Source organism: Bacillus sp. FSL M7-1345, from assembly GCF_038006985.1.
GTDB classification, from domain to species: domain Bacteria; phylum Bacillota; class Bacilli; order Bacillales; family Bacillaceae_G; genus Bacillus_A; species Bacillus_A cereus_U.
In genome coordinates this window covers 4,464,558-4,477,152 of sequence record NZ_JBBOWG010000001.1, presented here as the reverse complement: position 1 = coordinate 4,477,152, position 12,595 = coordinate 4,464,558, and the positions used below count along the sequence as shown (strand labels likewise).

Sequence of the window (12,595 nt, the reverse complement as noted above, 5' to 3'; positions counted from 1 at the left end):
AAAGGGGAGAACGGCCTCCTCTTTTCTTGTAGTTTTGTTTGATGTAGAGGATTATTACGAGCGAGTGTTATAAATTTGCACTTTACTAAGAGAATTAGAATGAAAAGCGAGGGTATTTGTCATGAAAAAAGTGAGAAAAGCAATTATTCCGGCAGCGGGATTAGGAACACGCTTTTTACCAGCAACGAAAGCAATGCCAAAAGAAATGCTTCCAATTGTAGATAAACCAACAATTCAATACATCGTAGAAGAAGCAGTAAAATCAGGCATCGAAGATATTATTATCGTTACTGGTAAAGGAAAGCGCTCTATCGAAGATCATTTTGATAACGCATTTGAATTAGAGCAAAACTTATTAGAGAAGAAAAAGTATGAGTTACTTGAAAAAGTACAAGCTTCTTCTAAAATGGTAGATATCCATTACATTCGTCAAAAAGAACCAAAAGGATTAGGACATGCTGTTTGGTGCGCACGTAAATTCATTGGTGATGAGCCGTTTGCAGTATTATTAGGCGATGATATCGTTCAAGCTGAAAAACCATGTTTACGTCAATTAATGGATGAGTATGACAAAACACTTTCTTCTGTTATTGGTGTACAAACTGTTCCTGAAGCAGAAACACATCGCTACGGAATTATTGATCCGTTAGAGCAAGAGGGACGTCGTTATCAAGTTCGTCAATTCGTTGAAAAACCAACGAAAGGTACTGCGCCTTCAAACTTAGCGATTATGGGACGTTACATTTTAACTCCTGAAATCTTTATGTTCTTGGAACAGCAACAAGCTGGAGCGGGTGGCGAAATTCAGTTAACGGATGCAATTCAAAGCTTAAATGAAATTCAACGTGTATTTGCTTACGACTTCGAAGGAAAGCGTTATGACGTTGGTGAAAAATTAGGATTTGTTCAAACAACAATTGAAATGGCATTGCAACACCCAGAATTACGTGATGATATGCTAGTAATGATGAAGAAAATTTTAGAAGAGCAAATGAAGCAAGAGTCTTAATATAATAAACAAGGAGCTGTTCCTATAGGAACAGCTCCTTGTTTATTATGAAATCGTCGAATGAGAATGCTGATAAGCCGAACGACGTACAGCATAGTATATGCGAGGTGCGATAATAGCGCCGATAATTGTAAACGCAATATCTTTTACTGCAAACCACATCATAATCATCCAGGCAGCTTTATAACTCATATTACCACCCATGAAAATATTGACTGCCCCGTACATATAAGTAGTACCGATAATATAGGTTAAAATGATTCCGACGAAAGAAGCAATTGCAAAGGTGCTGAATGTTGGTCGTTCTTTTTGTTCTACTAGTTTTCCTGATACGTAAGCAACGATAATAAATGCGATAATAAAACCACCAGTAGGATCTAAAAGTGCCCCGAATCCAGCTTTGAAGTTAGCGAAGATTGGCGCACCCGCTACTCCAACAAGCATGTAAACAGTCATTGATAATGCCCCAAGTCTACTCCCAAGAAGAAGACCTGCTAAAATTGCGAAAAATGGTTGCATAGATAACGGGACGCCCGCTATTTGTAGGAATGGTGCCCACGATACAATATTTGCACCAATAGCCATAAGAGCGACGAACATGGCAGCTAATGCTAAATCTAAAACATGAAGCTTCTTCATAATGTTAACCTCCAGTTGTGTTTAGGTTAACATTATCGTAGCGAAAATATTTACTTGCTGTCAATCAAAATATTTTGATAAGAAGGCTTTAAATAGTCTCTAAGCAATGTGTATGGAATACGAAATTGCGGGATTCCGCTTGAATAAGGAGCAATTTCATATAAAGGGAAATAAATCACAAGATTATCCGGTTCTAAAAAGTAGTGAAACTTTTTAGTGCTCGTTACCTTTTCGGCTGCGTCAGGGAAATAAATGCTTTCATTTTGTTTAATTTGTCTTACAATCTCTGTGCGAATTATTTCTTTATATTTATCCTCTTGTTGAAATAAATCGTCTAAGTGTAATAATTTTTTTTCGTTTAAATCAAATGTATTTGCCTTCCACGTATAAAGTCCGTGCGCTCCGCCTGTATATTGATAGTAATTCACATATAGACTTAGGAAAGGTGGTTTGTTTAAAGCTACTTTATAGTCAACATTTGCAACGTATGGATGAAAAGGTGTGCTAGATCCTTCTGTTTCTTTATAATATTTCTTCGCTTCTTTTTCTAATTTACTTTTAAATGTAGCAGTAGAGTTTTTGTAATAGGAATTTAGCTTATTTTGAAATTTTGAATCAGAAAAGTTGTGAAAGGAAGGCCTATTAATTTGATATTCTATATAAGGTTTCTTACCTTTTTGTGTTACAGTCTTAACATTGATTGTCAGGTTGGATGCTTTGGCTGCTATTGCACAATTTGGTACAATAGTCAGGAAGGAGAACATAAGCAATAGTATACAAAATTTCTGTTTCATTTAGGTGAAACCTCCTTATATAAGTGTTATAGGTAGTTTGAAATTAAACAGGTAAAATTATACATTTGATTTAAAGTGAGAGAGGTTGAAAACGATATGTCAAAAACTTTAATGGATTCGCTTGGAATTGAGTTGTTAGAAATGACAGAGGATAAAGTAGTTGCTACAATGCCTGTTGATGAACGTACGCATCAGCCGTTTGGATTTTTACATGGCGGTGCATCTGTTGCATTAGCAGAAACTGTGGCAAGTGTTGGTTCATACAATTTAATTGATCAAGAAAAATGTATTTGTTTCGGATTAGAAATTAATGCAAATCATCTTCGCTCAAAGCAAGATGGAATTGTAACAGCAATCGGAACACCGATACATAGAGGACAATCGACAATGGTTTGGGATATTCGCATCATTGATGAAAATGATGATTTACTATGCATATCAAGATGTACAGTAGCAATTAAAGAAAAACGTGAAAAATAGAAAAGAGGCGGCTCTTATGAGCTGCCTCTTTTTTATCCCGCATTAACGGGCAGTAAAACGCCCACCTCAAAATTCGGCTGGAGCAAAGAAGTTAGGTGGGAGATTAACTGCCCGTAAACGCCCGATTGGTTCAACTAATAATCAGCGGGGGATGAACAAAACCCCCACTGATTAAAGTTTCACTTTATAATTAGAACTGGATTTTTTTCTCTAAGAAACCTTTTAGTTCGCTAATTGGCATACGAACTTGTTCCATAGTGTCACGGTCACGTACTGTAACAGCTTTGTCTTCAACAGAGTCGAAGTCGTATGTGATACAGAATGGTGTACCGATTTCGTCTTGACGACGGTAACGTTTACCGATAGAACCAGTTTCATCAAAGTCTACCACGAAGTCTTTAGCTAGTTCTGCGAATACTTCAGTAGCACCTTCAGATAGCTTTTTAGATAATGGTAAGATAGCTGCTTTATATGGTGCTAAAGCAGGGTGGAAACGAAGAACTGTACGAGAATCGTTTTCTAATTGCTCTTCTTCATATGCATCACATAAGAATGCTAATGTTACACGGTCTGCACCTAGAGATGGCTCGATGCAGTATGGCACGTAACGCTCATTCGTTTGTGGATCGATATAGTTAAAGTCTTCGTTAGAGTGTTCCATATGACGTTTTAAATCGAAGTCTGTACGAGATGCAACGCCCCATAGTTCGCCCCAACCGAATGGGAATCTGAATTCAATATCAGTTGTTGCGTTACTGTAGTGAGATAATTCGTCTTCACCGTGGTCACGAAGACGCATACTTTCTTCAGTCATACCAAGTGAAAGTAACCAGTTTTTACAAGTTTCACGCCAGAATGCGAACCACTCTAAATCTTCACCAGGCTTACAGAAGAATTCAAGTTCCATTTGTTCGAATTCACGTGTACGGAATGTGAAGTTACCAGGTGTGATTTCGTTACGGAAACTTTTACCGATTTGGCCGATACCAAATGGAAGTTTCTTACGCATAGAGCGTTGTACGTTTTTAAAGTTTACGAAAATACCTTGTGCTGTTTCAGGACGAAGGAAGATTTCGTTTGTGCTAGACTCTGTAACACCTTGGAATGTTTTGAACATTAAGTTGAACTGACGGATTTCCGTGAATTCTTGGCTACCGCAATCTGGGCATTTTACTTCATGTTCTTTCATTAAGTCAGCCATTTGGTCGAAAGTAAGACCGTCAACGACCATTTCGATGCCTTTTGCGTCTAATGCATCTTCAATTAATTTGTCAGCACGGTGACGAGCTTTACATTTTTTACAGTCGATCATTGGATCATTAAAGTTACCAACGTGACCAGAAGCGATCCAAGTTTTTGGGTTCATTAAAATAGCAGCATCTAAACCAACGTTGTGTGGAGATTCTTGAATGAACTTTTTCCACCAAGCTTTTTTAACGTTATTTTTTAATTCGATTCCAAGTGGACCGTAATCCCATGTGTTTGCAAGACCACCGTAAATTTCAGAACCAGGGAAAACGAAACCGCGATGTTTCGCTAAGTTTACAACTTGTTCCATTGAATACATAATAAAATCCTCCTTTTGAAAGTTAACGTATTGGCGATGACGTGATGGGTACTTTGGAAGCGAGCAATATATGCTTTAAAAAACATAAAAAAACGCTCATCCCAAGGCTTAATCGCCTAGGGACGAGCGTTTGCCCGCGGTTCCACCCTAGTTGATACACAAAATGTGCATCCACTTTATCACGTATTGCTCGAGACTGCCGTTTCCTCGCAGCTTCAGGCTTTCACTATCCCTGAATCGCTTTTTATGCAAGTACTTATAAGTCCGTCATCGCTACTTATATTAATAATAATGAACATATTCTAACACGTTCTTTTTTAAATCTCAATAGAGGAACGTGTCTATCTAGGATAGAGTCTCGCCTATTTTTTCGTTATTTATTCCGTAATTTTGCTTAATATGCTTAATTGCTTCGCGTTTACTTAATGGAGCGAGCTCGTTAGTTTGAACGTATTCCCAAACTACATCTGGCTTTGTTTTTGCATATTCGCGAAGGACCCAGCCGATTGCTTTTTGAATGAAAAATTCTTTTGAAGAATGTAGTTGTCCGATAATCCAGAAAAGGAGTTCTTCATCCATTTTTTGTTTATATTTCAGCTGGAATAAAATAGCGGCACGTTGTAACCATATATTTTCTGATGCAATCCATTTTGGAATATATGCAGAAATTAATTCTGGATGTTTTAAAAAGATGGCACCTAAAAATGTAGGGACGATGCTATCAACAGAGTCCCACCAAGATTTTGTGACAATAAGTTCTTCTAGAAATGGGATATGAGTTTCGTTTATGTGCTTTTTATATTTTTGCATGATATCGAGTGCGGCAGCTTGAAATTCACGTTCTGGTAAGTCCCAAAGCCCACGTATGATAATTTGGAAGTCCTTTTTATCTGGGAGCGTATGTATTTGAATGACGTCTTTCAATAATTGTCTTCTCTCGGGAGTTTGAATACCGAGAAACGGGAAGTGATTTTTCATATAACGTGCCATCGGTTCTGCTTTTTCGGGATTTTGATGAGCTGTAAAATGCTCTTGTAATGCCTTTACAAATGGATGCATAGGTATGTGCTCCTCTCTTATTATCTTTCTCATATTATTATACAAAGAGTTTGGGTGAATTTTAAAACATAACTTGCAATGTAATGAAATATGTTGAGAAGAGAGAGGAGAGGATAAGATGGAAGATCAAAGCGTACTAGCAGGTTTCTTTGCTCTTAGTTTTGCGTTTATTCTTGTTATAATAATTTGGGCAATTATTTCGTATTTGTTAACGGCTTTTGCACTTTATACGATGGCGAAAAATGATGGTGCAACTGATGGTGTTCTTGCTTTTATTCCGTTTATAAATAGTAAGACATGGGGCGATTTAGCGAAAGATAAATTACCAGATTTCTTGAAAGAAGAGGCAGGGTGGAAAGTATTTGGCATATATGTCGGATGTTTCATTTTTAATTTCGTACCAATTATAAGTTTGCTAGCAACAGCCGTATCGATTGTGCTGTCTATTTATCTCATCTACGCTATTTTGGATAGATACGGAACGAATTCCATACTATTTACGATCATTCATACAATCACGTTTTCGGTTTTCTTGCCGATTCATTTGTTCATTATTCGGAATGAGCCGGTAAGGTATAAAGAGTAGGCGTATCAAAGTTGTCGAGCGGTCGATATATTTGGTTCTATAATAATTCGGATATGCTGAAAAAAGAACGAAAGCGCCCTGCTAAGCGGGGCGCTTTTTTCTACTACATAAGATAGCGTAAGTAAATGTAAATGTGAGAAATGATTAATGAAACGATCATAATTGGGAAGCCGACTTTAAGGAATTCCATGTAGCTGAATTTATGTCCTTCACGACTTGCGATTCCGGCTACGATTACGTTAGCAGAAGCCCCGATTAATGTTCCGTTTCCACCTAGGCAAGCACCTAATGCTAATGCCCACCATAGTACATCGACTTGTGCGTCAGAAGGTGATAAACCTAGCCCAACTGCCATATCGTTAATAAGCGGAATCATTGTTGCAACGAATGGAATGTTATCGATTGTTGCAGAGGCGATACCAGATACCCATAGAATAAGGATAGATGCTTGAGAAATATCTCCGCCTGTTATTCCAATTACTTTTTGAGCTAACGTTTTGATAAGACCGATATCGATAAGTCCTCCAACGAGTACGAATAGTCCCGCGAAGAAGAAGATTGTTACCCATTCTACACTTGCGAATACCTCTTCAATTTCATGTTCTTTCACACCGATTAACATAAGGACAGTAGCACCAGTTAAGGCGATGATAGCTGCATCAATATGGAAGATGGAATGAGTCATGAAACCTAAAATAGTAAGTCCAAGTACTGTTAAAGATTTTTTCATTAATACTGGATCTTTAATGTATTGTTTTTCATCTAAGCTCATTAGCTTTTTAATTTGTACAGGATCAGCAATTAATTGCTTACGGTACATGAAGTAAAGCATTGTTGCTGTAACAGCAATAATGATGATTACGATAGGTGCTAAGTTGAATAAGAAAGCATTGAAGTCTAAATGTTTATTAGCAGAACCAATCATAATATTTGGCGGATCACCAATTAATGTTGCTGTTCCTCCGATGTTTGAAAAAATAATTTCAGAAAGTAAATATGGAACAGGATTTACTTGCAAGATGCGCGTAATAGATAAAGTAACTGGAACAACAAGAAGTACGGTTGTAACGTTATCTAAAAATGCGGAGCCAAGCGCGGTAAGTAAGGAAAGTGAAATTAAAATTTTAATTGGATTTCCTTGTGCTCCTTTTGCGGCTTTAATGGCAACGTATTGGAAGACACCTGACTTACTTGTAATGTTTACCAGTATCATCATACCGATGAGTAATGTAATTGTTCCCCATTCAATATGTTTCGTAAAGGCATTGTGTAAGTCAACGACCCCGGCAATTACCATGAATGCTGCACCAAGAAGTGCGATGACAGCGCGGTTAATTTTTTCAGAAATAATAATGGCATATGTAATTAAAAAGACTGCGATAGCGAAATAATACTGCCAGTTTGCGAGTTCTTGCGTTGTTTCGTGCAAAACTCTCATCTCCTTTCATTCACTTTTCTTAGTGTGTCAAAAAATTAACTAGATGAAACACACATAACGTCATTATAAAGTAGAAAAATGGCGGATGTAAATGAAAGGGTTTATTTTGTCATATTTTCTGCATAGGTCATTTTTTCTTATTTTTAAAAATATTTGTGGGCATTTGACATATATATAAGATACATCCAATCTGAATATTTAAAATCGAATCAGCATTCGAGCTTGTTCGTGTAGGAGTGTCAAATAGAAAGGAATGACAAAGATGATAAGGAAGGGATCGTATGGATGAACAACGATTTTTGTTTTTAGACTTTGAGTTTACGATGCCCCAGCATAGAAAAAAGCCAAAAGGTTTTTTCCCAGAAATTATTGAGGTCGGACTCGTTTCAGTTGTTGGTTGTAAGGTGGAAGATACGTATTCATCGCATATTAGACCGAAAACATTTCCGTCTTTAACGGATCGATGTAAAAAATTTTTAGGAATTAAACAGGAAGTAGTGGACAAAGGAATTTCTTTTCATGAACTTGTTGAGAAACTTGCAGAATATGAAAAGAGTTGTAAACCGACAATTGTAACGTGGGGAAATATGGATATGAAAGTCTTAAAGCATAATTGCGAAATGGCGGGAGTAGAATTTCCATTCTTTGGACAGTGTCGTGATTTATCGCTTGAGTATAAGAAGTTTTTTGGAGAGAGAAATCAAACAGGGCTGTGGAAAGCAATTGAGGCGTATGGGAAAGCAGGAACAGGAAAGCATCATTGTGCGCTTGATGATGCGATGACGACATATAATATTTTTAAGTTAGTAGAAAAAGATAAAGAGTATTTAGTCAAACCAGCACCTCCAACATTAGGGGAACTTGTTGATTTTTCGAAAGTGTTAAAGAAAGTAAGTACACAGTAACGACCAAATTGCAAAACATGTAATTTGGTCGTTTTGTTTTTTAAAGTTTGTAATCTTGCTTCAATTGCTGAAGTGTTTCTAGACTACGCCCCGCAAAAGGTGAATCATCTTCAGAAAATGAATTCATTTGAGTTTCTAATGCTAATTTTAGTGACTCTGTATAATCCGGAATTTCTCCTTCATATTTCTTCACCATTTGCTCTGGAATGTTCGTCTGTTCACGAAAAGCTAAAGCACGTCTTTCGTGGAAGAATGGTACTTCAGCTTGTTTTACATTATGTAAATCCCCTTGCACTGGATGTTTTAAAACAGCTAATACTTTTACGACGTAACTGCCAGGACGGCTATTTGTAATTTCGCCGATGTATTTTCCAGTTTTATAAATACCAGTAACGATTTCACCAATTTCAAATGTTTCTCTCATATTTTTCACCTCAAGTTTATAGTAAGGAAAGTATAAGAAGTAGTCAAAGAAATTAGTTGATTTTTGAATGTCCTTGAGAATATGACAGGCTTCAACTATAATTTAAAATGATATAACAGAAAATTCTGATGTTAATTATTTTCATAAATTCCCTGATAAGGAGTGTTCTATATGATGCCTTTATATTTTCCTGAAGATAAAACGGAGTATATTATTCCAGGTATTGTTTGCGTTCTATTTATCATCGGTGCGGTTGCTACGTGGCGTATGTTTATTCGTGTATCAAAACGAGAAGCAGAGCGATTACAGAAAGTAGAAGAAAAGCTTTTAGCTGAAAAGAAACAGTAATTCATTTTTGCATGTTTCCCTCTATGCTCGGACAATCTAAGGGCAGAAAGTATTTTGGAGGGAATTGAATGAAAAGACGGCTTTTTTTCAGTTGTTGTTTATTATTTCTAATGGCGGGTTGTGACCAAGGGAAGCCGAAAGAAATTGATGTGAAATTACATAATGCTTCAGGTGATGAAGTTGGGACTGCAAAAGTAACTCAGCAAACAAGTGGAGTGAAAATTACGATTAAAGCGGAAGGCTTTACACCAGGATCACATGGGATACATGTACATGAAATCGGAGAATGTAAAGCGCCACGTTTCGAATCATCTGGGAATCATTTTAATCCGGATAATAAAGAACATGGGCTCTTGAATCCGAAAGGTGCGGAAAATGGTGATTTACCGAACGTAGTTGCAGACGGTTCGGGAAAGATTAAAGCAGAAATCGATGCTCCGCATATAACGCTTGAAGAAGGAAAAACGACGATTCATAGAAAAGATGGAGCGTCTATTATTATTACAGAAAACGCTGATGATGGTATGACACAACCAACGGGTAAATCTGGTGGCCGAATTGCTTGCGGTGTTATTGTTAAAAAAGCGTCGGATATGAAGGAAAAATAGAATCTACCGCGAATGGTAGATTTTGTTCTAAAACCACATGATGGTAAGTGGAATTATATCGATTTACCGAAAAAAGGAGGTTGTCCCAAAATCATTTTGGGATAGCCTCCTTTTTTGTTATGAGAATGTATGGTGTAGTCTGTTTAAAATTTCTTCTAAAACAGATCTAGGACAGCCAATGTTAATTCGGATATGGGCTTCGCCACCTGTTCCATATTTCTCACCAGGCTCAATAATGATTTTACCTTTCTCTTCAAGCAATGCTGTTCGTTCATCTTGAGAAAGGTCCAAGTGGGAACAATCAATCCACAGTAAAAAACTACCTTCTGGTTTAATTACAGAAAGAGCTGGGATGTGATTTTGAATATACTCACAAGCAAATTGAGCGTTATCTTCAACGTACAATCGAATTTCATTTAGCCAATCATTACATTCTGTATAGGCACTTTGCATTGCTGTATAAGCAAATGTATTTAATCCGTGGAATCCTTGTCTATATTGGATAGACATAAAGGTATTACGGAGATTTTCATTCGGAATAATGATGATCGATGCTTGCAATCCAGCGATATTAAATGTTTTGCTCGGAGCCATACAAGTAATAGTGCGTGCTGCTAATTCTTCAGATAAAGAAGCAAACGGTGTATGAGTATGGCCTCTATAAATAATATCGGCGTGAATTTCATCCGCGACAACGGTTACATTATATTGCGTACATAACGTACCGAGTTTTATTAGCTCCTCTTTCGTCCAAATGCGTCCGATAGGATTGTGAGGGCTGCAAAGAAGCATTAGTTTTACACCTTGTTTAAATTGAGTTTCTAGATGCTCGAAGTCTATCTTATATATGCCATTTTGTTTAAATAAGGGACTCTCACATAATTGTCTATTATTTGTTTTGACCATTTCAAAAAATGGTGGATAAATAGGAGGTTGTACGAGTACGGCTTCTCCTTCTTTCGTTATAGCTTGTATGCTCGTACTAAGAGCTGGAACGATACCTGCGCTAAATACAATCCATTCTTTTTGTATTTCCCAATTGTATTGGCTTTTCGTCCAATTACAAATGATATCCCCAATATTTTCAGGAGGAAGTGTATAGCCGAAAATAGGATGTTCTGTGCGTTTTTGTAATGCAGTTTGAATTGGTTTTGGTACTTCAAAGTCCATATCGGCAATCCAAGCGTGGATGAGCTCTTCATTTTTATATGTATCCCATTTTGTACTATGTGTTCCGCGTCTATTTACCGTTTTATGAAATAGTTGCATATGTTTGCTCCTTTCTTCTGTCAAACTGTTAAGTTATGAAAATTCTCACTCTTCTTATAGAATAGCTGATGTGATACGATAAAGAAAAGCATTAAAAAGTGAAAAGGCGGGAAGCAGATGGGTGCATATGACAAAATGATTGAGGTTGTGAAAAATTGGGATCCGTTTCAAATGGGACCGGAGTTTTATGAAACAGAAGCGAGCGATGTTGTAAACGTCGTAAGTGTGTTTGATGATCCGAAATACATCGCAAAGAAGATTCAACATATATACTTTATGTCTTTTGAAGAAGTACCTGCACTTGAAAAATGCGAAAAATTAGCAGTAGAGTTACTCGTACTAAAAGAAGGCGGAAGTTGTTCATTATAGGCTGTCGGAATTTACGACAGCCTTTTTGTTTATTTTCATTTGTGCGGTTTGATTAAAGCTTCACTTTATTGCGCCGCAAACGCAATAATTTCTTCATAAACATGATCGGGCTTTTCTTCAGGTAGTAAGTGTCCTGTATTTTCATAAGAAATGAAAGTGGAATTAGGTAGGTCTTTATGGAGACGGTGTCCTACATGTACAGGGACGACGCGATCTTTTTCACCCCAAATGAGTAATACTGGGGTTTCGATTTTTTGTAATTCAGTTGAAGATAAGTCACCTTCACGGTCTCTTATCATTCGAGTTAAAGCAGGGAATATACGATCATCATAAAAAGGAGCAGCATAGCCTTCCATCATTTCATTGTCAATTAATGAATGGTCATGAACGACATTCATTAAATTATGAACGATGCCCCTTCGAATAATCCAGTTCTTCACGTACAAGTGGAAGAACGGTAAATAAGAGGAGTACAGTAAAGGGAAGTTTGCGCGTGCTAAATAACTAGAGCTACATAGTAAAATCGTCTTTGAAATTAATTCAGGGCGTAGTCGGTTTACAAAGAGTGAAATTTGTCCGCCCATAGAATGACCAACTAATACAATATTTGAGAGAGATAAATGTTCGATTAAATCGATAATAATAGCTGCTAAATTGTGATAAGAATATTTAAAGAGATGAGATTTATCACTTTTTCCGAATGGTGGTAAATCAAGGGCAATTACTGTACCTTCCTTTGTTAGTAAAGGAATGAGTCGTCGATAGCTAAATGAGGAAGAGAGGAAGCCGTGAACGAGTACGAAAGTAGGTCGTTCTTTTTTAGTATTATGTTCATACAATTCGTAATGAATAGTAGTCCCGCGAGTGGAAAAAGTGAAGTAAGGGCATTTGCATTCATGGTTCATTTTTTGTCACTCCATTGATTTTTGTTCATATCATCTCCAGACAAGAAACAAAATATGTTAACAAAAAAAGGCAAGATGACATCGTCATCTTGCCTTTTGCGTATTTATCCCGCTATTTGCGGGCAGTAGACTCCCACCTCAAAATTCGGCGAATGCGAGGAAGTTAGGTGGGAGATACCTGCCCGTAAAAGCCCG

General features: G+C 37.1%; 15 protein-coding genes. 7 read left to right on the top strand and 8 right to left on the bottom strand.

Annotated features, from left to right (window positions below; all coding sequences use genetic code 11):
- Positions 1–121 precede the first annotated feature (121 nt).
- Positions 122–1,009: a UTP--glucose-1-phosphate uridylyltransferase GalU gene (galU, locus tag MHB76_RS23490; protein WP_002160035.1), complete on the top strand. Its 888-nt coding sequence runs from the start codon at positions 122–124 to the stop codon at positions 1,007–1,009.
- 45 nt (positions 1,010–1,054) lie between these two features.
- Here the strand turns inward: galU and MHB76_RS23485 are convergent, their stop codons facing one another.
- Together MHB76_RS23485 and MHB76_RS23480 are read right to left on the bottom strand one after the other, a co-directional pair.
- On the bottom strand, positions 1,055–1,648 hold the full coding sequence (locus MHB76_RS23485) for a biotin transporter BioY (RefSeq protein ID WP_002160036.1): 594 nt from the start codon (positions 1,646–1,648) through the stop codon (positions 1,055–1,057).
- Positions 1,649–1,698: 50 nt separating this feature from the next.
- Positions 1,699–2,442 (bottom strand): DUF3298 and DUF4163 domain-containing protein, encoded by a 744-nt coding sequence (locus MHB76_RS23480; RefSeq protein WP_078173470.1) that lies wholly within the window; start codon positions 2,440–2,442, stop codon positions 1,699–1,701.
- A 96-nt stretch (positions 2,443–2,538) separates the two neighbouring features.
- Between MHB76_RS23480 and MHB76_RS23475 the strand changes: the two genes are divergently transcribed.
- A complete protein-coding gene (locus MHB76_RS23475; protein WP_016106503.1) occupies positions 2,539–2,922 on the top strand; it encodes a hotdog fold thioesterase in 384 nt (127 codons plus the stop codon).
- Between the two features lie 190 nt (positions 2,923–3,112).
- Here MHB76_RS23475 and MHB76_RS23470 read toward each other — a convergent pair whose 3' ends face one another.
- Both MHB76_RS23470 and MHB76_RS23465 read right to left on the bottom strand, forming a co-directional pair.
- Positions 3,113–4,489, bottom strand: coding sequence for a glycine--tRNA ligase (locus MHB76_RS23470; protein WP_002067936.1), 1,377 nt, complete (start codon positions 4,487–4,489; stop codon positions 3,113–3,115).
- A 345-nt stretch (positions 4,490–4,834) separates the two neighbouring features.
- Entirely contained in the window at positions 4,835–5,548 is a 714-nt protein-coding gene (locus MHB76_RS23465; protein ID WP_016106502.1) for a DNA alkylation repair protein, read from the bottom strand.
- 118 nt (positions 5,549–5,666) lie between these two features.
- Between MHB76_RS23465 and MHB76_RS23460 the strand changes: the two genes are divergently transcribed.
- Complete coding sequence (locus MHB76_RS23460) at positions 5,667–6,134, top strand: hypothetical protein (RefSeq protein WP_002160040.1); 468 nt, start codon at positions 5,667–5,669, stop codon at positions 6,132–6,134.
- A gap of 103 nt (positions 6,135–6,237) precedes the next feature.
- Here MHB76_RS23460 and MHB76_RS23455 read toward each other — a convergent pair whose 3' ends face one another.
- Positions 6,238–7,563 (bottom strand): ArsB/NhaD family transporter, encoded by a 1,326-nt coding sequence (locus tag MHB76_RS23455; protein WP_002112581.1) that lies wholly within the window; start codon positions 7,561–7,563, stop codon positions 6,238–6,240.
- Between the two features lie 290 nt (positions 7,564–7,853).
- Between MHB76_RS23455 and kapD the strand changes: the two genes are divergently transcribed.
- The gene (gene kapD / locus MHB76_RS23450) at positions 7,854–8,477 is read left to right on the top strand and encodes a 3'-5' exonuclease KapD (RefSeq protein ID WP_002112580.1); all 624 of its coding nucleotides are present in this window, start codon (positions 7,854–7,856) and stop codon (positions 8,475–8,477) included.
- A 40-nt stretch (positions 8,478–8,517) separates the two neighbouring features.
- On the opposite strand, the gene MHB76_RS23445 is transcribed toward kapD, so the two are convergent.
- The gene (locus MHB76_RS23445; protein ID WP_002112579.1) at positions 8,518–8,901 is read right to left on the bottom strand and encodes a kinase-associated lipoprotein B; all 384 of its coding nucleotides are present in this window, start codon (positions 8,899–8,901) and stop codon (positions 8,518–8,520) included.
- Between the two features lie 171 nt (positions 8,902–9,072).
- Here MHB76_RS23445 and MHB76_RS23440 point away from each other — a divergent pair, with 171 nt between their 5' ends.
- On the top strand, positions 9,073–9,249 hold the full coding sequence (locus MHB76_RS23440; RefSeq protein WP_000982763.1) for a hypothetical protein: 177 nt from the start codon (positions 9,073–9,075) through the stop codon (positions 9,247–9,249).
- Between the two features lie 68 nt (positions 9,250–9,317).
- On the top strand, positions 9,318–9,857 hold the full coding sequence (locus MHB76_RS23435) for a superoxide dismutase family protein (protein WP_078173471.1): 540 nt from the start codon (positions 9,318–9,320) through the stop codon (positions 9,855–9,857).
- A 117-nt stretch (positions 9,858–9,974) separates the two neighbouring features.
- Here the strand turns inward: MHB76_RS23435 and MHB76_RS23430 are convergent, their stop codons facing one another.
- Complete coding sequence (locus MHB76_RS23430) at positions 9,975–11,126, bottom strand: MalY/PatB family protein (RefSeq protein ID WP_078173472.1); 1,152 nt, start codon at positions 11,124–11,126, stop codon at positions 9,975–9,977.
- Positions 11,127–11,243: 117 nt separating this feature from the next.
- Here MHB76_RS23430 and MHB76_RS23425 point away from each other — a divergent pair, with 117 nt between their 5' ends.
- Positions 11,244–11,495, top strand: a complete 252-nt coding sequence (locus MHB76_RS23425; RefSeq protein WP_002015854.1) for a YugE family protein — start codon at positions 11,244–11,246, stop codon at positions 11,493–11,495.
- Between the two features lie 65 nt (positions 11,496–11,560).
- Here MHB76_RS23425 and MHB76_RS23420 read toward each other — a convergent pair whose 3' ends face one another.
- A complete protein-coding gene (locus MHB76_RS23420; protein ID WP_002112576.1) occupies positions 11,561–12,400 on the bottom strand; it encodes an alpha/beta fold hydrolase in 840 nt (279 codons plus the stop codon).
- Positions 12,401–12,595: the final 195 nt, after the last annotated feature.